At 39.7% G+C, this 19,706-nt stretch carries 20 protein-coding genes and 1 pseudogene; 7 read left to right on the top strand and 14 right to left on the bottom strand.

Annotated features, from left to right (window positions below):
- Nucleotides 1-299: 299 nt before the first annotated feature.
- A complete protein-coding gene (gene aceI, locus FTU05_RS15160) occupies nt 300-725 on the bottom strand; it encodes a chlorhexidine efflux PACE transporter AceI (protein WP_168377760.1) in 426 nt (141 codons plus the stop codon).
- 116 nt (nt 726-841) lie between these two features.
- Between aceI and FTU05_RS15155 the strand changes: the two genes are divergently transcribed.
- From FTU05_RS15155 to FTU05_RS15140, 4 genes are all read left to right on the top strand, one after another.
- On the top strand, nt 842-1,732 hold the full coding sequence (locus FTU05_RS15155) for a LysR family transcriptional regulator (RefSeq protein WP_180165873.1): 891 nt from the start codon (nt 842-844) through the stop codon (nt 1,730-1,732).
- An 89-nt stretch (nt 1,733-1,821) separates the two neighbouring features.
- Nucleotides 1,822-2,811: a transaldolase gene (tal, locus tag FTU05_RS15150; protein WP_078191801.1), complete on the top strand. Its 990-nt coding sequence runs from the start codon at nt 1,822-1,824 to the stop codon at nt 2,809-2,811.
- Between the two features lie 72 nt (nt 2,812-2,883).
- Nucleotides 2,884-3,534 carry a leucine efflux protein LeuE gene (gene leuE / locus FTU05_RS15145; RefSeq protein ID WP_180060075.1) on the top strand — a complete coding sequence of 217 codons (651 nt, stop codon included), beginning with the start codon at nt 2,884-2,886 and terminating at the stop codon, nt 3,532-3,534.
- Nucleotides 3,535-4,094: 560 nt separating this feature from the next.
- Complete coding sequence (locus FTU05_RS15140; RefSeq protein ID WP_180165872.1) at nt 4,095-5,264, top strand: benzoate/H(+) symporter BenE family transporter; 1,170 nt, start codon at nt 4,095-4,097, stop codon at nt 5,262-5,264.
- 27 nt (nt 5,265-5,291) lie between these two features.
- Here the strand turns inward: FTU05_RS15140 and FTU05_RS15135 are convergent, their stop codons facing one another.
- The 3 genes from FTU05_RS15135 to FTU05_RS15125 form a co-directional block, all read right to left on the bottom strand.
- Nucleotides 5,292-5,852 carry a TetR/AcrR family transcriptional regulator gene (locus FTU05_RS15135; protein WP_180165871.1) on the bottom strand — a complete coding sequence of 187 codons (561 nt, stop codon included), beginning with the start codon at nt 5,850-5,852 and terminating at the stop codon, nt 5,292-5,294.
- Nucleotide 5,853: 1 nt separating this feature from the next.
- Nucleotides 5,854-6,198, bottom strand: coding sequence for an SMR family transporter (locus tag FTU05_RS15130; RefSeq protein WP_078188613.1), 345 nt, complete (start codon nt 6,196-6,198; stop codon nt 5,854-5,856).
- An 81-nt stretch (nt 6,199-6,279) separates the two neighbouring features.
- Entirely contained in the window at nt 6,280-7,287 is a 1,008-nt protein-coding gene (locus tag FTU05_RS15125) for an alpha/beta hydrolase (RefSeq protein ID WP_180165869.1), read from the bottom strand.
- Nucleotides 7,288-7,598: 311 nt separating this feature from the next.
- On the opposite strand from FTU05_RS15125, the gene FTU05_RS15120 reads away from it, so the two are divergent.
- Together FTU05_RS15120 and FTU05_RS15115 are read left to right on the top strand one after the other, a co-directional pair.
- Entirely contained in the window at nt 7,599-8,042 is a 444-nt protein-coding gene (locus tag FTU05_RS15120) for a universal stress protein (protein WP_078188615.1), read from the top strand.
- 141 nt (nt 8,043-8,183) lie between these two features.
- A complete protein-coding gene (locus FTU05_RS15115; protein ID WP_078188616.1) occupies nt 8,184-8,630 on the top strand; it encodes a universal stress protein in 447 nt (148 codons plus the stop codon).
- 49 nt (nt 8,631-8,679) lie between these two features.
- Here FTU05_RS15115 and FTU05_RS15110 read toward each other — a convergent pair whose 3' ends face one another.
- The 5 genes from FTU05_RS15110 to FTU05_RS15090 all read right to left on the bottom strand — a co-directional run bounded on the left by FTU05_RS15110 (nt 8,680) and on the right by FTU05_RS15090 (nt 14,502).
- Nucleotides 8,680-9,708, bottom strand: coding sequence for a DUF1311 domain-containing protein (locus tag FTU05_RS15110; protein WP_180165867.1), 1,029 nt, complete (start codon nt 9,706-9,708; stop codon nt 8,680-8,682).
- A 121-nt stretch (nt 9,709-9,829) separates the two neighbouring features.
- Complete coding sequence (locus FTU05_RS15105; protein ID WP_180055154.1) at nt 9,830-11,305, bottom strand: OmpA family protein; 1,476 nt, start codon at nt 11,303-11,305, stop codon at nt 9,830-9,832.
- Nucleotides 11,306-11,514: 209 nt separating this feature from the next.
- Nucleotides 11,515-12,750, bottom strand: a complete 1,236-nt coding sequence (locus FTU05_RS15100) for a dihydroorotase (protein WP_180109228.1) — start codon at nt 12,748-12,750, stop codon at nt 11,515-11,517.
- 9 nt (nt 12,751-12,759) lie between these two features.
- Nucleotides 12,760-13,776 (bottom strand): aspartate carbamoyltransferase catalytic subunit, encoded by a 1,017-nt coding sequence (locus FTU05_RS15095; protein ID WP_180165865.1) that lies wholly within the window; start codon nt 13,774-13,776, stop codon nt 12,760-12,762.
- A 369-nt stretch (nt 13,777-14,145) separates the two neighbouring features.
- Nucleotides 14,146-14,502 carry a hypothetical protein gene (locus FTU05_RS15090; RefSeq protein WP_180010389.1) on the bottom strand — a complete coding sequence of 119 codons (357 nt, stop codon included), beginning with the start codon at nt 14,500-14,502 and terminating at the stop codon, nt 14,146-14,148.
- Nucleotides 14,503-14,723: 221 nt separating this feature from the next.
- Here FTU05_RS15090 and rlmKL point away from each other — a divergent pair, with 221 nt between their 5' ends.
- Nucleotides 14,724-16,928: a bifunctional 23S rRNA (guanine(2069)-N(7))-methyltransferase RlmK/23S rRNA (guanine(2445)-N(2))-methyltransferase RlmL gene (gene rlmKL / locus FTU05_RS15085; RefSeq protein ID WP_111884254.1), complete on the top strand. Its 2,205-nt coding sequence runs from the start codon at nt 14,724-14,726 to the stop codon at nt 16,926-16,928.
- A gap of 41 nt (nt 16,929-16,969) precedes the next feature.
- On the opposite strand, the gene FTU05_RS15080 is transcribed toward rlmKL, so the two are convergent.
- The 5 genes and pseudogenes from FTU05_RS15080 to FTU05_RS15060 all read right to left on the bottom strand — a co-directional run.
- A complete protein-coding gene (locus tag FTU05_RS15080) occupies nt 16,970-17,128 on the bottom strand; it encodes a hypothetical protein (protein WP_162689727.1) in 159 nt (52 codons plus the stop codon).
- Between the two features lie 123 nt (nt 17,129-17,251).
- Nucleotides 17,252-17,437 carry a hypothetical protein gene (locus tag FTU05_RS15075; protein WP_180114074.1) on the bottom strand — a complete coding sequence of 62 codons (186 nt, stop codon included), beginning with the start codon at nt 17,435-17,437 and terminating at the stop codon, nt 17,252-17,254.
- A 181-nt stretch (nt 17,438-17,618) separates the two neighbouring features.
- On the bottom strand, nt 17,619-18,920 hold the full coding sequence (locus tag FTU05_RS15070) for a DUF945 family protein (protein ID WP_180165863.1): 1,302 nt from the start codon (nt 18,918-18,920) through the stop codon (nt 17,619-17,621).
- 128 nt (nt 18,921-19,048) lie between these two features.
- Complete coding sequence (locus FTU05_RS15065) at nt 19,049-19,591, bottom strand: hypothetical protein (RefSeq protein WP_180165861.1); 543 nt, start codon at nt 19,589-19,591, stop codon at nt 19,049-19,051.
- Nucleotides 19,591-19,706 (bottom strand): annotated as a pseudogene (locus FTU05_RS15060) (transposase); the annotation flags it as partial. The gene FTU05_RS15065 and the pseudogene FTU05_RS15060, both read right to left, overlap by 1 nt.

The following is a 19,706-nucleotide window of genomic DNA, read 5'->3' as shown; positions in this document are numbered from 1 at the left end:
GTTCCACTTTAGATATTTGTTTAAGATGAGATGTAACTCATTGAAATGTGTCATCATATTCGTCGTCAGAAAACAAGTATTATGCCATTATTTCAATGAGTTATCTTTTTTTGTCGTGTACAAAGAATTAATTTATAAAAACATTCTTTGTTCTTATATTTAAAAGTTATGTAATTATTCTAACTTTTTATAGTTATTTTATGTTTTTATATATTGTTATTTGTTAAATATTGCACTATTTTGATGCAAAAAAGGCCTATATTTATCAGTACAGGCCAATGTGATTTTCTTATTGAAATTTAACGATATTGTGGTTGGTAGCCCAAGTGCGCCTCGATCTGGTCATAGCACCATTGGAAAATAAATGTGTAGACTAAAATGCACATGGTCATACTAAAATCGAGCAAAATCGCCTGCCATAAGGTCATATGCATGGCATAAGCGACCATTGGTATGGTTGCAAGCATTAAACCGCCCTCAAATCCAATTGCATGTAAAACACGTACACCAAAGGTTCTTTTTAACTTTCTTTTTGCTTCAAATTTTTCAAAATAATGATTAAAAATCATGTTCCAAATCACAGAAGTGACCGCCATTGCAATACCGAGCGTACCTGTCACCTCCATCGGAACTTTAAAAATAAAACTTAAAGCAATAGCAATGATCACCAATAGGATGATCTCATAGCTTAGCGCATGAATAATCCTTCTCTTGGAAATCGTCATTTTGAAACACTCTATTATTTGTAAAAAACTTATTTTATTTTTATATTATTGATTAATCGAGTTAGTTTCTTTCAATATTATTGAAAGGTTGTATTCCTTTATTTTTCTGTATGCTCATGAATATTAATCAAGAACAACTGATGATTTTTAAAACAGTCATGGAAACAGGATCATTTTCCGCAGCTGCCAGACAACTCGGCAAAGTGCCTTCAGCGGTCAGCATGTCCATTGCCAATTTCGAAATTGATCTCAACCTTAAACTGTTTGAGCGCGTTGGTCGTGAACCTGTGCCCACAGCTCAAGCGCTTAACCTGTATGAAAAAACTGAACAATTATTGATAGAAATCAATCAGTGGAAACAGCATGCAATTGCGCTGAGTCATGGTTTAGAGTCATCACTGAATATCGTGGTGGTATCAGAACTGCTTCATACGCAGTGGACCGACTATATCTCTTTGCTAGAAGCTCATTTTCCATCTTTGCAAATCAATATTTTTTCTGCGCCTCAAGAAGATGCCCAAAAGATGTTATTACTAGGTCAAGCACAGCTTGCTCTAATGTTTGAACGTGAACAGCTTGAGAGTTATGAACAATTTGTCGAATTGAAACGTGAAGCATTGGTTCCTGTTGCTGCGACAAAACATGGCCTGTCGAAATTTAAGCAAGTCAGTTTTGAGCAAATTTTGCAAAGTCGGCAAATCGTGGTTGCAAGTCGTGATAAAAGTATCAAACCAGAGTTGTTATTTTCCAAACACAGTTGGCGTACAGATAACCACCACTCTGCTTGTTCGATGATTATTCAAGGTCTGGGTTGGGGTGTGCTTCCATTAGAGATGTTTAATGAAAATCCGACGCTCAAAGATCAACTCAAAATCTTAAGCTTTCAAGATTTCACACCCAAATTTGAATATTTCGTCGACTTGGTCTGGAACCGTGAAAAACCACTCGGCTCGGCTGCTCATTTTTTGATTAATCACATCCGAAATTCACGAAAAACTACGATTTAGACCGCCTAATTGGGCGGTTTTTGGTTGGGTTCTAAACAGATTGTGTTATAAAAGTATGTACACCAAGAACATTAAGAACTAGATTTCAAATGACTCAAAATGCGTTAAACCAATTAAAAAGCCTAACAACGATTGTTGCTGACAGCAGTGATTTAGCTGCGATTAATACATTCCGTCCATTGGATGCGACTACAAATCCATCTTTAATTACAGCAGCGGCAAATCAACCTGAAAATAAAGAACTGATTGAAAGTGCTTTTGAACAAGCGCGTAAAGAAGGTTATCAAAACGATGAGCTGGTTGAGCGCACCATCGATATTCTTACGGTCAAATTTGGTGTTGAAATTTTAAAATTGATCGAAGGACGTGTATCTACAGAAGTCGATGCAGCCTTGTCTTATGATACTGATGCCACCATTGCAAAAGCTAAAGAGTTATTGGCTTTATATGCACAGTATGGTATCGATCAAAACCGTATCTTAATTAAAATTGCCTCAACATGGGAAGGCATTCAAGCCGCTAAAGCCCTTGAAGCCGAAGGCATTCACTGTAATCTGACTTTATTGTTTGGCTTACATCAAGCTCAAGCCTGTGCAGATGCTCAAGTCACGCTGATTTCGCCATTTGTCGGTCGTATTTTAGATTGGTACAAAAAAGCTGAAAATGTGGATAGCTACCCGATTGAGAAAGATCCAGGCGTGTTATCAGTGAAGCAGATTTACCACTACTACAAACAACATGACATCAAAACTGAAATTATGGGTGCTAGTTTCCGTAGTATTGATCAAGTGCTTGGTTTAGCAGGTTGTGATTTATTGACGGTTTCACCGAATTTATTGGCAGAACTGGAAAAAGATCAGCGTACCGTGGAAGTGCAATTGTCTAATCATCATGCGCATGCACACTGTCAACACGATGTACAAGTGCTCGACAAGCAAACTTTCAAAGCTGAAGTTGAAAAAGACTTAATGTCTTTCCAACTATTACAAGGCGGTATTGATGGTTTTATTAAAGCCCGTGAGCAATTAAGTAGCTTACTGCGTCAAACTTTTGGCTTAGATGCTGAAATAAAAGCATAAATTAGAAATTTTCAGTTTCATTTAGAACCGAAGTTGTATACTACAGCTTCGGTTTTTATTAGAGTGTCTTCAGTGTTTGGAATCACAGACTTAACGACCTTTATTATTGGTACGATATTAATTGTGATTTTACCCGGGCCAAATTCACTTTATGTCATGTCTGTTGCTTCTCGCTATGGCATTAAGGTCGGCTATTTAGGCGCTTTTGGCGTTTATACTGGCGATTTGATCTTAATCTTACTCACTGCTCTCGGTGCTGCATCCTTACTTCATGCCTTCCCTTGGTTATTCTTATTATTAAAAATTGTCGGTGCGCTGTATTTAAGTTATTTAGGTATCAAACTTTTCAAGGCTGCCTACCAAACATGGAATGCCGTTCAAACGCCAGAACAACTCGACACCAAACAACTGAGTTTGAGCGAACTGAAACCGTTTAAGACCGCATTAACCATCAGTATTTTAAACCCTAAAGCCATTCTTTTTTACTTATCGTTCTTTGTACAATTCGTCGATCCTGCATATCCATATCCTGCGATTACTTTCACCGCACTCGCGATCGTGCTGCAAATTATCAGTATGAGCTATTTAACGATTTTGATCTTTTCGGGTGCAAAACTGGCCACCTATTTTAGCCATCGTTATAAATTTACGGCATGCTGTGTAGCAGCGGTTGGCCTTCTATTTTGTGGATTTGGTCTAAAGCTTGCGACATCTACCATGTAAACGATATGTATACAGTACAAAGCTCAAAGTTTTAACTCCGGATAATCTACGATGCCTTTAACTTTTAAAAGGATGAAACATCCACAATGTGTGGTTGTCGATTCGTTCTATTAAAGTGCCGTTTGTTAATAATTGATGCTACGCACGTAAAAGTAATTTCGCATTTTTAAAATGCTTTTTAAGTCTATTCGACGGAGTCTTACATCTAGGATTTAAATAAAGGGATTAGCCTTCGGCTGGAGGTACTTTTGTTTCGGCAAAAGTACCCAAAACCATTGTCATCCGCAAAACTCGTTCACTAGCGTCTAATTATTCAAAGTATCGCAAAAACATTTTTGAATAGAAGTAGTCCTGTCTCAAACACTTGCGAATGACGTTGCCGCGTATCGTTCTTTTATTTGAATCAAATGGCTCTTCTGATGTTACTGCGTAACATCAGTGAATAAATAAAGTATTTCCATAATCTCTCGATGAGCACTTTTACTGTACAGGGCTTGAGCGTATCATCCTGAAAAATGTCATCTTAAATCTGCGCCAACAATACTCATAGCTCGATCATTATGCAAAAACTACTCCAAGACTTTTCCATTCCAGCTGCTTTTGCAGGTTTTATTACGTTCTTAGTCGGGATCAGTGTCTCGGCTGTTTTGGTGATCCAATCTGCACAACTGCTCGGTGCCAACACAGCAGAAATAACCTCTTGGTTTTGGGCTCTAGGTTTGGGTATCGGCTTAAGCGGGCTGATTCTGTCTTGGAAATTTAAATATCCCGTTGCGACTTCATGGTCCACTGCAGGACTGGCACTGATTTTAGCGACTGCAAATGGTTACAGCATGAATGCCGCCCTAGGTGCTTTCTTGGTCTGTGGCTTATTGACAGCAATACTTGGATTTTTAGGCATTTTTGAAAAAATATTGCGCTATATCCCGCAATGTCTAACTAGTGCAATGTTGGCGGGTGTACTCCTTAAATTTGGTATTGAGCTATTTGTCAGTTTACAAAATGAATGGGCATTCGTTCTTGGTTTACTCGCGGCTTACGTCCTCAGTAAACGACTGTTACCACGTTATAGCATTGTCATTACGGTGATCATTGGCATCATGCTTTGTCCATTATTACTTGGCTTTCAATTACCGGCGCTTAATTTAGAACTCGCACAGCCGGTTTGGGTCACACCTGAATTTTCGATCTCAGCAATACTGGGTTTGGCGTTACCACTCTTTGTAATCAATATGGCCTCTCAGTATTTACCGGGTTTAGCCATGATTAAAAGTTATGGTTATCAACCCCACGTCAATCAACTGATTGGTTGGACTGGTACAGCCCAAACGCTACTCGCGCCATTTGGATGTTTTAGTGTCAATATTGCTGCGATTAGTGCGGCCATCAGTCTAGATGACCAAGCCCACCCCGATGAGAAAAAGCGCTATATCGCAGGTATGACTTGTGGCTTCTTTTATATTTTGATGGGCCTGTTTGCAGCCACTTTGGTGAGTTTCTTAACCGCTTTCCCATTGATATTTATTACCGCTTTAGCAGGCATTGCCCTACTAGGCACCATTGGACACAACATCGTCATTGCTTTCCAAGAAGCGAGTGAACGTGACGCTGCTCTACTCACCTTCTTGTTTAGTGCATCGGGCGTACAATTTTTTGGTATTGGTTCCGCGTTTTGGGGGTTGGTCTTTGGTTTAGCCGTACATGCTATTTTCAAGTATAAGAGAAATTAAGCGCACATTTACAAACAGTGTTTTAGTCTATTTCGCTCGATACGTTCGGGCGATTAATTCTTGTTTTAATAATTGTGTTTCACTTTCGTCTTCCACTTCTGTAAAAGCGGTGAGCCAAATACCATCGGCTGCATAACGAACAATTTTCATTTCTATATCTGAATCGGTCTGATGATGACGCTCTAAACGTGAGTTCATCCACTCGATCCAATATTCATTAAAAGTTTTATCGGTCAGCATGGTCATCGAAATCGCGGACCAAGACTGTTGCAAACCCATGATTTGTTTTTCTAAAGTAATTTCAATATAGGCTCGGGTAAAACGACCGTATGGCTCAGGGTCTTCGTCAATTAATCGGTCAACGACCTCGTCTAATTGAGCCAAAAGCATCACAATCATGGACTCTAAGAGCTTTTGCTTATTTGAAAAATGATGAAATACACCACCTTTTGTAACCCCAACTAAATCCGCAACGGCTTGAATCGACACCCCGTTGACACCTTTATCTGCAGCAAGACGGATTGCATGCTGCAAAATACTTTGGCGTATCAGTTGAGGCTCTTTCTTGCGCTGATGCGGATTATCCATATTAATGTCCAGCTGAAGTTGAAAACAGGTTGATCACGACCACACCTGAAACAATCAGGCCTATCCCTAACATGGCTGGGAGGTCTAAACTTTGACGAAAGATAAAGTAGCCAATTAGTGCGGTTAAAACAATACCAACGCCTGCCCAAATGGCATAAGCAATACCAAGTGGTATGACTTTAATCACCTGAGACAATAAATAAAATGCCAAACAGAATAAAACTGCGACAGCCAATGAAGGCGCAAGTTTGGTAAAGCCTTCTGACTTCACCAAAAATGTCGAACCAATTACTTCTGAGATAATCGCCAATGACAGTAAGCCATACGCCAATGTTACCGAATTCATTATTCATCCCAAAACAAACATACCAACTGGTAGGTATGTTATTAAGTTAAAGATTATTCTGCAAGCATTTTAAGCCTATTTTTAATTTTTAACGGACTGTACGTGTTGTTGCAAAAATTCTAAAGTGCGATCAAAGGTCTGCTGGCTAGCCTTTTTACTCATCATAAATTGATATTCATGTACCAAATATTCTTTCGAATCTGGATAAAATACCGCCGTCACAGGTACATTATTTGCCTTCAATTTTTCTACAAAAGGCTCAGATTGCGTTTTGGTTAAAAAATCTTTATTGCCACCGCTGATAAGTACAGGCGGATAATTTGCATTAATATTTGAGGCTGTTGAAATATGCGTTAAAAACTCGACATCATCTTTTTTGTCTCCGGTATACGCCTGAACTAAGTTATAGACGCCCCACTCGATCAGTCCAATCTCTGCGGGTGCAGTATTTACAAAGCTGTTTAAATCATAAATACCACAATGTAAAATCAGCCCTTTAAGCTGTGAAGGCTTTAATACAGGTTGAATCTTTGACGCTTTCGCAAAATCTGGATTCGTAACCAAGGCGGCATAATGACTGGCCATATTTGCACCTGCAGAATCCCCTGCCAAATACATATTTTGCGAATCAATGCCATATTGTGCTGCATGTAGATTCAAAAACGTCAGTGCTGCATCTATTTGGTTGAGCTGTGTGGGATAAATGGCGTCAGGTGCAAACTGATATTGAACAGAAACCACATTATAGCCTTGGGCTGCGAGCCGTTTAAAATATCCCCCTGCATGTTCTTTTGAGCCAGAGACCCAACCGCCCCCGTGGATCCAAACAATTGTTGGTCTGGGTGCAATAACCGTACTTATTTCAGGTTGATAGATATCCAAGCTTAAATTTGGATTTTGTAGATATTGAATATTTGACTGCACAATAACATTGTCAGGTGCATGTAGGTTGATAAAGGTCTTTTGGACTTGTGTCGATAAGTTAAATGCACCTGCAATCACTTTGGTACTGCTTTGCGTGTTTTGACAACCAGACAAATGCAACACTGAACACATGCTGAGTACAACCAACCCTACTTTATATGACATATCTAACTATCCAATCGCATCAATTCTGTTATAAATCTAAGATTTAAAACTGTATATAGTTTAGGCTTATTTTTATAAAGTTCATATTGATCTTTTAGGCTCAAAATCCGAGAAAATTAGTCGATTTTATTTTAATATTTTTTGAGCAAAGTCCGAGTTTTTCGCTCAGATTTATTTGACGACTTATCGACATTAATTTATGTAATTTTATGAATTTACAATATTTTTTAGATTAATAAATTGAACCATTCACGACAATGTGTTATCAATAATCTATAGGGTTTAAAAGCAAAATTACAGGAGATTGTTCCATGTCATATCAAAACATTTTAGTACCTGTCGATGGTTCAGAAATCTCGTTTTCTGCAGTTAAAAAAGCTGCAATTATTGCCAAGGCGTTTAACAGCCAACTCACTTTAATCAGCCTTGTTGCTGAAGACCCATTTACCGATGCAGACTTCTATTATTCTTCATCAATCATGAAAGAATATTTCGTACAAGCTTACGCAAATGCAGAATCTGCATTAAAAGAAGCTGTGCAAATCACGACTGAAGTTGGTATAGATGCACAAAGTAAGATTATTAAAGGTCAAGTTTCTGCTGAAGGTGTAGTAGAAGCAGCCAATGAAGTGAAAGCCGATTTGATCGTGATGGGTTCACATGGTCGCAAAGGATTTAAGAAAATGCTACTCGGTAGTTTCGCACAAGATGTACTCAGCAATACTGAATTACCCGTGTTGGTTGTAAAAGCTTAAGATGACTAAGCCCACACAATGTGGGCTTTTTTGTATTCAGCACACCCTTCACTAATAAGCTTACCCTTTTGTCTAATTCATACAATATCGTGAATAGAGCAAGATTAGATTGATAACATTTAAAATATTAAGGAAGCAGATATGAGTCAATATCAACAAATTTTAGTCCCTGTGGATGAATCTCCAATTTCATATTCTGCTGTTGAACATGCCCTCAGCTTGGCTAAAAGTCAAAATGCACAAGTGACCATTGTCAGTGTTGTTGCTGTTGATCCATTCGTTGGTGTCGATTTCTATGCTGTGGCACCTGCAATCACTGAATATTTTATGCAAGCTGAAAAAAGTGCTCAGCTGCGTTTAGAAGATATCAAACAAACCTTTGTACGTGATGGTATCGAAGTTAAAACCCGTTTGATTCATGGTGTATCGCCAACCGAAGGGATTTTACAAGTGGCTGATGAAATCTCTGCTGACTTAATCATCATGGGTTCACATGGACGTACTGGTTTGAAAAAAGCCATGCTAGGCAGCGTGGCACAAAATATTTTAACGCAGTGCCCAATTCCTGTTTTGATCATCAAGCAATAAACTAACATTCATAAAAAAGCCCTCAATTGAGGGCTTTTCTTCTTTTAGATCAATTAAACACGTTGTTTAAATATACAATTCGTTCTGTAGTTTTCTGATTAAAGCATTTGGTATATTGCAACTCTTGATTTTGCGTATTCATCGCCTCATCCCAGTATTGCGAATGCTTTTGATAAGTCTCTTTTTCACTTTCATTTAATGAATAAACACTTTTTTGTGCAAGCACTTTACAATCGATATCACGCTTTTCAAACCAATCCGCTTGATCTTGCTGCAACTGGGCCTTTTGTTCATCAGTAAAACGATCCCAAGTCTGATTGAGACGATCCACCACTTTGGCATTATCCTGATCTAGCTCTTTCTTACGAATATCCATCGCCTTTTGTGCAAGGCTCATTTGTTGAGATTGACTCTCCATCCCTTGCTGATAGGATTCTTCGTCTCGCTTATTTTGAGCACTATATGCCGCATATAGCACCGCATGACGTGTCACTGTTACAACGCTATCAATTACGTCATTTTGACTTGGGACACTTAAACTTAAACCATCTTTGTCCGTTTTAGTGATGCTATAGCTAAAGTTCCCTTTAAGCTGATCATTATCCATGCTTAAGCCTGACTCCCCATCTTCGAGTGAATCATTCAAAGTATAATTACCACGTTCTTCACAGCCTTCGTCACATGGTCGTTCAGCAAAGGCGTTTTCAGCACGCTTTTGTAATCCTTTCGGGAAAACCACCAACAGTTGACTGCTACATTCCAATGTTTTGGCTTTATTAGGATCTTCAGTTAAAGTCGTGACATTTTGAATGTTAAATTTTAGATTTTTTACAATCAGATCCATGAGTTGCTGATCGGCTTCATAATCTGACTGACGTATTTCTTTGTTTAATTCTTTGAGATATTCTTTTTTTAAATGATCTTGCAATTGGTCAATATTGGCTTGTGCAGTACAACTCCAATCTTCCAAAGCAGGCGCTTCCGTTTTGGCTTCTGTATCTTTTTTATTTTTAAAATTATCACAGCCGGATATTAATGCCGCAGACAACATGAGGCTCGTGATGACTATTTTTTTCATTGTATAAGTACCATTATGATTTTATTCTTCGGGCGTATTTTACTCAAAATTACAGCGCTTTGACGAGAAAAATCCCCGCATGTGCAGGGATTTTTTATATATCATCTCATTTAGTACGGTTTTAATTGGCCTTTTCAGTCACGCCTTCATTGGTAACATCTCGTACTTTGCCATTCTCGGTATTTAAAACTTCAAACTCAATACGTCGGTTTTTGAATTGACCTTCTTTGGTGCTGTTTTCTGCTACCGGTTTTTCTTGACCATAACCCACCGCTTGAAGCTGTGCAGGATCAACGCCTTTCGACACCAAATAATCCACCACAGCTTGTGCACGCTCTTGCGATAAAGCTTTATTCGCTTCCGCATTACCCACAGCGTCGGTATGACCTTGTACAGTCAGATGTACCTGTGTTGCGCGCTGCATTAACGCTGCCGCTTGATCCAAAATCGATTTATTCACGTCAGGAATATCAGATGAACCTGTCGCAAAATTAATAATTTGTAAGTTCAGCGCAGTCGCAACATCTAGAGCACGAACTTGTTCAGGGTTAATACTCGCTAATGCTTTTTGTGCATCAGTAATACTGTTATCTACTGCAGTTTGTTCGCTCACGCCTTCTTGAATCAATACCGTCATATTTTTTGCTAAAGGCTTAATTTGATTGGCAAGGCTTTGAGCATCCGCAGGATTTTGCGACAAAATCGATAACTGATTTTCTGTCCAGGTTAAAGTGGTATTTGGCACACCTTTAAGTTTTTGCAGAACCGTTGGAATGGTATCTTGATCAATAAATTGCGTATGGTAACTGGCATCAGATGAAGCACCACAACCCGTATTAAAGTTAAAGATCTGTTTGACTTGTTGCTGCAAAATTTCAAGATAATTTGAATCACCAGTTTGAATTTGACAGTTGGTTAACTGCCCATCTGTACCGGTGCTAAATTGCAAATGTGCTGGCTGAGATGCAGCAGGCTGTGCAACCGTTGTTGCAGAGGTGGTTGGTTCTTCTTTATTAGTACAAGACTTAAACCAAAATGCGATCAGACCCAATAATATAAGCAGCGCAATAATTGGTAATAACCAATTCGAGCGTTTTTCTTCAACGATAACAGGTGTTGGTTCAACAACAGGCGCTTGGTGTAATGTACGGCCAGCTGCAGTGTTTACCCCTAAACCTGCGAGTAAAGGCACTGCCCATTGTGGTAGTGCCGCCAAAATGCTATCTACATGATTATCAAGTAAATGCGTGATTGCGACAGGATCAGATGAACCCGCTTCATTTTCAAGCACCCCTATGGTTGGGGCGATCGAATGATTCAAGGTCTGCTCTATTTCTGACGCTGGAGCAGCACCGCCACCAAGATGTTGCAGAAATTGATCTTTTAATGTGGGATTCGCCGAGAAAATATCACTAATTCGTGGATTTAACTGTTTTTGAAAGGCATCAATAAATTCAGGTTTGGATCGAAAAATATTTAACAGGAATGGAATAAACTGGCTAATGGCTGAATTTTTTTCAGTTAAATATTGTGTATCACCGTCCAGCACAATCGAGGAGACGTGCTGCTTAATCAGCGCTAATAAATCTATACTCATATTTGTACTCCATGCAGTTGTCATTATTTTCATATGTACTTCAGTTTATATGCTTATTTTTTGATCAAATGTAATAATTTGTTCGGACTTGTCAACGCTTTAATTTCTTCTTTTATTTTCAATCTTCACTAAAAAAGCCAGCCGAAGCTGACTTTTTAATGTCTAATCAAAATTCTGAGAATCAACAAATTTCCATGTTGAGCGTGCGCTTAAACGGCATAAAAAGCGTGAACTACTTTACCTTTTACCGTTTGCTGAATTAATGGTGTGTTCTTACCATTTGAGACAATCGTGTCTTTATTAATAGTCCACTCAAGTTCTGGATCGACAAGCACCCAACCCGCTTCATCTGTCCAACGTTGTTGCATATTGGCTACTTTAGCAGGTGCGAGTGTGACTTTCTCAACCCATTCCAGTGGGCTTAATAGACCTTCTTGAATCAGTTGAATACCAAAAGGTACAAAGGTATCAAATGCGGTAAAACCGGGCTGTGTTTCAGCAAAAGGCGCCATTTTCGCAGAGCTGCTCAGTGGCTCATGATGCGTACAAATCGCGTCAATTACACCGTCTTTCACTGCTTGGCGGAGCAAGTCTTTATCTTGCTCAGAACGCAGCGGCGGACGCACATGCGCAAGTGAATTAAAGCCGTCGATCAACTGATCCGTTAAATGCAATTGGTGCATGGCTACATCGCAAGTCACCGGTAAGCCTTTCGCTTTAGCATGTTTAATCAATTCAACAGATGCGCCTGATGACAACAGACCAAAATGCGCACGCACTTTAGTGGCTTCAATCATCAGTAAATATTTTGCAATGGCTACGGTTTCCGCTAATGCAGGGATCATCGGTAAACCTTGACGAGATGCGACAAAGCCTTCATGCACACAGCCATCTTTGGCAATCTGCGGTTCTTCGGCATAGAACACAACGGTCATGTTCAGACCCGCAGCATATTCCAAGGTACGAATCACCACATCATCGTCCATAAATGGCGCATTAGCATTCGATACCGCAGTACAGCCACCTTTTTTCAAACCCGCCATATTCGCAGGCTGCTTGCCTAACAAGCCTTGAGTTTGCGCGCCAATCACCTGCAGATAAATGCCACCATCAATCATGGCTTTTTCCACCAGGCCATGAATCAATGCGCCATTGTCCTGCACAATCGGTTTTGAGTCAGGCGGGGTAAACACATGCAAAATACCATTCGCACGTGCAGCCTTACCTTCTGACTTTAAAGTGCCATGCTGCTGCTGACCCGGCTCACGCAAACGCGCACAGAGATCAACCATACTTGGCATCAGCCATTTGCCTTGACCATCAATGGTTTCAGCGGCATTGCTTTCGGCAACCAATCGGCCATTTTCAATATAAACCGTCTGTACGCTGTCAGTTTGATTGATTGGATCTAAGACACGTACATTTTCAACTTTAACAATACTCATGACTATCCCTTAAACCGCAATCGCTTCAATTAAACCTTTTTCTTGCAGCTGACCTTGCATCGCCAAAGCCAGTACCGCCATACGCACCGCAATACCGTTGGTCACCTGATGTAAAATCACGGACTGAGCACCATCGGCAATACTCGAGTCAATTTCAACACCGCGGTTCATTGGTCCCGGATGCATCACGATGCAGTCAGGTTTTACCAAAGCCAAGCGTTCTTTATTCAAACCGTACATTTTGTAGAATTCAGCTTGAGATGACAGCGCAGGAGAATCAATACGTTCATTTTGAATACGTAAAGTAATAATCACGTCGCAGTCTTGAATGCCGTCTTCCATATTGTTGAACAAACGAATGCCTTCGCCATAATCATCAAAACCGTAAGGCAGCAAAGTATTTGGCGCAATGACACGAATATCTTTACAGCCCAATGTTTGCAATGCAGCGACATCTGAACGGGCAACACGCGAATGCTTAATATCGCCAATAATGGCAATGGAAATGTCTTCAAAATTCTTTTTGGTTTCACGGCGAATCGTCAACATATCCAACATGGCTTGCGTTGGATGCGCATGACGGCCATCGCCTGCATTGATGATTGCCACATGCGGACAAACATCTTTGGCAATAAAGTGCGGCGCGCCTGACGATGAATGACGAACCACAAAAATGTCGGTCGCCATCGCCTCTAAATTCCACAAGGTATCACGCAGTGTCTCGCCTTTTGATGTACTTGAACGTGCAATATCAATGTTCAATACGTTTGCAGACAGGCGTTTTGCTGCCGCTTCAAAAGTGGTACGGGTACGTGTTGAATTTTCAAAAAACAGGTTCATCACCGTACGACCTTCTAAAAGGTTGTTGGTAATCAGCTGATTTTGGTCATTAAAAAAGGACTGTGCAGTGTCCAATATTTTTGTGAGAGTTTCTTTAGAAAGGCCTTCGATGGTGAGGAAATGTTTTAAGTTACCATCTTGGTTGAGTTGAATCTGGCTCGGTGTATGCAATGCCGCCAAGTGCATGAGAGATTCCTTATCGTTAAGTTAACGCATTATACAGAGAATCTTGGCAAATGGCAGTTGAAGTTTTCAACGTTCAATGCAAACGCATGATGTTATTCAAAATGAATTTTCAAATTCCTATCTATCATTTCAATTAGATAAATTAAACGGTTTAAATTAAACTTCACCTTTCCCCTTTCAAAAAGCCTTCAAACAGGACTTCTATCTGTCCTTATTTTTGATTGAATTGAATACTTTCAAACAGATAAAGTTCAGCTATGAACAACCGCCTTCTGCACAGTTCAACAGCTCTTGAAACATGGAAAGATGGTTGATACTTCAGGCGGTGTGCAGCAGGAAATTTATGCTGCTGCTCACAGCGGGATTGAATTAACGCAATGCGCCAATATAACGATGTGCAACCTGTGCTTTATAGATATCTTCCGCAGTCGGTTCGCTCATTAAAATTTCTGCTGTTTCAGATTGAACTGAGCTAACTATTGGTTCTTCTTGTGCTGAAACTGCAGCTTCATGCAAATTCAACTCGCTGTAAAGCCGCGCAACCAAACGAGATAATTCAGGATCGGCCGTTTCCAAAGCCAAGTTAGAAACAAAGCGTGCGTATTCGACATTCTCAACCACATATAATGCGTCAATAACCCGACCTGACACACGACGTAAGCGCGCATAGATTAAAGTTGCAATTGAAAATGCGTTTGATTGACTATTGATTGCCAGCCCTGTCATAAATACCCCTAATGATATCAATATTATAAAGATCGAATTTTGATCAGGGTTATAGCAATTTTTGTACCATTAAGTGATATTTCTCACAATGTACGCAGAATAAATTTGGTAAAGTCATTCAAATCTACCGATATTTCTCCCGTTTCAGCGCAATATCGTCCGCCCAAATCCAGGAAAATACGTTAAAATATGCGATTGCTTTTTTGCCTTTGGAAATTTACATGAATTCGAAACCGCGTCTTTCTACATATTGGGTTACCTGTGCAGATGGACTGGAAACCTTACTCCGCGAGGAAATTGAAGGTTTAGGTGTTCAAAATATTGAACAGTTCCCGGGTCGTCTTGTATTCAAAGGCACACTTGAAGATGCATACCGTATTTGCATGTGGTCACGTTTGGCTTCTCGTGTACTCACTCCAATTCATACACATGAATTAGAGTTCACGCATGATGCACGTGATGTAGCGGAAGAGCTCTATGAAGGTGCAATAAACTTTGACTGGTCACTTATTTTTGCACCACAAAGTACATTTGCCGTTCGTTTACACATCGAACGTGACATTAAAGTCAATTCTCAGTTCGCAACTTTACGTGTCAAAGATGGTGTGGTCGATTCCTTTATGGAAGCTGTGGGCAAACGTCCTAGCATTGACATTAAGCAACCTGAAATTACGTTGTATGTATTAGCTGGCAAAACTGAACATACTTATTGCTTAGATTTATCAGGTGACTCTCTGCATAAACGCGGCTACCGTCGCTACATGACAGATGCACCGATTAAAGAAAACTTAGCGGCTGCTATCTTACAGAAAGCAAAACTTAAACAACATCAACCCGATATTATCTTGGACCCAATGTGTGGTTCAGGGACCTTTATCATTGAATCTTTAATGATTTTGACTGACCGCGCACCAGGCCTTGTTCGTCGTTTTGGTTTTAATGGTTGGAATGGTCATGACCATGAACTTTGGATGTCAATTAAAGGCGAAGCGGCTGAGCGTCATAAAGCTGCACTTGAAAATCCTCTCCCACAATTCTATGCATTTGATGCAGACTGGGAAGCGGTAAAAGCGACCAAACAAAATATTATTGCTGCAGGTTTCGAATCTGTACTTGATCAAATTAAAATTGAAGAACGTACACTTGCAGACTGGCCAGAATTCCAAGCAACAGGTAAGAAAAGCTTTGTTGTCACTAATCCTCCATACGGCGAGCGTTTAGGTGATAAAGCCTCTAACCGCGCACTGTATTTAGGTCTATCGGCATTATTACAAAAGAACTTCCCAAATCAGCCTGCTGCGATTATTGCAGCACAAGTTGAACAGGCCGATGTCCTTGCCTTTAATGATCCGCAAATTTTGCGTTTGATGAATGGTAAGCTCCCAATTTACGTCCGTTTTGGTACAGTCAAACCTGCAGCAGTTCAAAAGCCTTTCCTCGAGCATTGGGAACCTCAACAATTTGAAAAAATTGAAGGTGCAGAAGACTTTACTAACCGTCTGCAAAAAAACATGCAGAATCTTAAAAAATGGGCAGTTAAAGAAAATATTTTCTGTTTACGTTTATATGATGCCGATTTACCAGACTTTAATGTCGCAGTAGATTTGTATGGTGATCGTTTACACGTACAAGAATACGCACCACCGAAAAAAATTGACCCTGAGAAAGCCAAAAAACGCTTTAACTTAGCACTGCAAGCGATTCGTGCAGTGACAGGCTTAGGTCGTGATGCGATTTTCATTAAAACACGTGCCCGCCAAGAAGGTAAAAATCAGTACACCAAACAAAGTACTGCGTCTAAACGTTTTATCGTTCAAGAAGGCAAAGCAAAGATTTTGGTGAACCTAACAGACTACCTCGATACAGGTTTGTTCCTTGACCATCGTCAAATGCGTCTACGTATTGCCAAAGAAGCCAAAGGTAAACACTTCCTGAACTTATATAGCTATACCTCTACAGCGAGCTTACATGCAGCGCTTGGCGGTGCAGCAAGTACGACCAGTGTCGATTTGTCAAATACCTACCTAAACTGGTCTAAAGAGAACTTTGTACTGAATGGTTTGACAGTAGATCATGCAGATGAACAACATCAGTTCTTCTCTAGCGACTGTTTTGAATGGTTGAAAGAAGGTCACGAGCAATATGACCTGATCTTTATTGACCCACCAACATTCTCTAACTCTAAAAAGTTCTATGGTACGTTTGATGTCCAACGCGACCATATGTCTTTGCTTAAACGTGCCATGAACCGTTTAACCACTGACGGAACGCTTTACTTCTCAAACAACTACCGTGGTTTTGAGATGGACGATGTGATCATGGCAATGTTTGACGTTGAAGAAATCAGCAATGAAACCATTGGCCTAGACTTTAAACGTAATACCAAAATTCACCGTGCATGGAAAATCACTCATCCACAAATCTAAGGTTTGACTTTAGAAATTCCTGATCTATGAAATGAAGCACGTCAGTGCTTCATTTCAACCACGACTCCATCTGGATACGTTACTCGAATATTTTCATGTCGCTCTTGCAGCACAATACGGTTAATCGGTGCAACTTCAGGAGATTGTATTAACCCGACCTGATCCGCTGCCCTTTTCTTTTGAAGCAAATAATCACTCATGGTTGAGCCTTCAAGCTGGGTCTCCTGAATGATCTTATTATTACGATTAGATTTATGATTTGAATTGTTCTGCTGCTCTTCTTTGGGTTTAGCTGCTTCACTCTCAATAATATCTAAGGTTTCTTAACTAAATTGTTTTTTACCTTGCGTTTCATTCGACAAACGTTGATCTGAAATTGAAGTACCCGCAAAAGCTGTAGACTGAACAGCGATCAGAAAAATGCTACTAATAAGACTGTGTTTTACCCAAGAACATTTAGGCATGGATGATTGAACAAGTTTCCGTCTAAAAAAATAATCGTGTGACATCGTGTCTTTCCTATTGTTGTTTTGATTGGCTAGTTGCCCATTGACGCTAGCAACTTTTCAACTGTTCAACAATGGCTAGGCCGCTGTGTTCCGATAAAGTGAACATCATGATTCCGCAGCTAAAAATATAAAACCGTCAATCAATGACGGTTTTATATTTTCAAACTAAACGACTTGTTGCTTATTTCTTTTGTATGGCTTGACCAAAAAGCTTTTGACCGAACTTATATTGCATACTCATGACCATATTATTGCCATCGCGCTTGCCTTGCCCTGATGTTTCAAAACCAGCAAACATGGCTTCAGCTTCCTGTCCTGACAAACTTTTGCCCTGTAATTGCAAAAAGTTATTCATGATTGCAGTCATCATATTTTTATCAAAACTTAAGTCTGCTTGAAAATCCAGCAAGCTCGGCACCATTTTAATAAAAGACTCCATTGAGGCATGGTGACCCGGCATGACTTTCCCCACGACATTTGCAGAGGCTTTACCTCCACCAATACTGATCGAGTTATCTTTAGACTCAAAATCAAAACCTTGACTTGCGATTGCTAAGAAAGCTTGAGTCATTTCTTCACTTGATTCACCCACTGCATCGCATGAATTTTCCACCTGATGCAAAAGTTCACTAAATGCACGAACTTTATCTAGATTGACTTTATGCAATGCCAAATTTAGTGCGAAATCTTTGGTGACTGGTGAACCTGGGAAATCCATCTCATCGGCTTTTAAATAGCCTTCAAAGTCCACATCATGTTTATTTAGTTCGGTCTCCCAACGCAGTTGCATACCACGCATGCCGCCTGAGAACTTTTGATCTAAACGTTTGATAGAACCCGCTTGGATTTCAATAAAGCCATTTTCAAGATTTTCCTGATTTAAACCTTGATTGGTTTTCATCGAAAAATTTTGCACCATGGTTTGCATTGGACCTTCACTCAACCGAACCACAGGTAAATGGATTGAAAGCTCAGATACCTTCGTTGCTTGTCCCGGTAGACTATTGATTCGAATTTGCAATTGACTGGCATCAGCTTGTACTGTTGCACCTTGTGCAGTCGTTTTAAATGCAGGAATCTGTAAATCTGTTTTACTTTGACCAATCCAATTGACCAAAGTTTTTGCCGTTAAGTCCGTACCAAAAAGCTTGGCATATTCAGACGTACTTTGTTGTTGAACAATCTTAAAATTCGAGTTGATGTTATAGCCTTTCAACCCACGTTGAATCTGATCGGTACCCTTCAATACGATCACTTCTTTGGGTTTACACGGGTCTGTTTTCAGGGTTAATACCCAATCGACCGTTCCACCCATCAAGCCCATTTGATAATTGCTGTACTTCACATCAACATCTTGTACGGCTGCGGACCAATTATTCTGTGTATAAAATTGGGCAAGAGATTTATCTGCATATAAATTCCCTCCCACCACAGCTGCTGAAAGCACCGCTAAACTGCCAATTCCCCATATCAATTTTGACATGTCTTTCTCATTCTGATTATTCTTTGCGCAGTATACTGAAGAACTCAGTTACATAAGTACACAATTAGAATGATTTTAAATGATTGATTTGGCAGTTTTAATTGATTTTTTGATCGTTATCACTTCCTCTATATACGCCCAACTTCAAAATAACTAATACGTTTACGATCAAAAGCAGCGTATGGATTGGCTTTAAAACTATGAAAATAGTGCTTGGCTTTTAACACATGTGAGGTCGTATTTTTCATCCACTCAATACGCGGGTCCTTCTCTGCCAAAGTAATACAATAGGTTTCTTTACCACGTTGCTTTGTCTGCTGTTTTGCATGAAAAACCAAACTTGCAAATACATCCAGATGTTCAGGATGACATAGTGGACTATGCAGCATTAAATAATCGAAAGTTCCCTGAATTTTTGGCAGTGATAATACACCACGCACACTCGCATAGGCATTATAAAAAGGCTTCATCAACTTTAATGAACGCGAATAGTCGATTACGCGGGTTTGTTTAAAACTCTTTTGATTCCATAATCCGTAGATTCCAACCAACTGGTTGTGCTGATCATAAATCAAATAAAAATCGTCCAGATTTAAGCCTGCCCAAAATGGATTTTGACCATCAACCAACGCATTAAAATCATAGCTAAGTAAAAAATTATAAGCTGTCATTAAAAAGTAAACATGTATTCTTTTCCGAATTGGTTTGATACTCTCTCCACCCATTGCTCTATTTTATCAGCTGTCATGACTTGAAAATCTCGCCAATAATATTTCATCTGCTTCC

This window comes from Acinetobacter sp. YH12049, from assembly GCF_013419875.1.
GTDB lineage: Bacteria > Pseudomonadota > Gammaproteobacteria > Pseudomonadales > Moraxellaceae > Acinetobacter > Acinetobacter amyesii.
The sequence above is the reverse complement of the archived record's forward strand: the minus strand, read 5'-3'. Positions and strand labels throughout refer to the sequence as shown.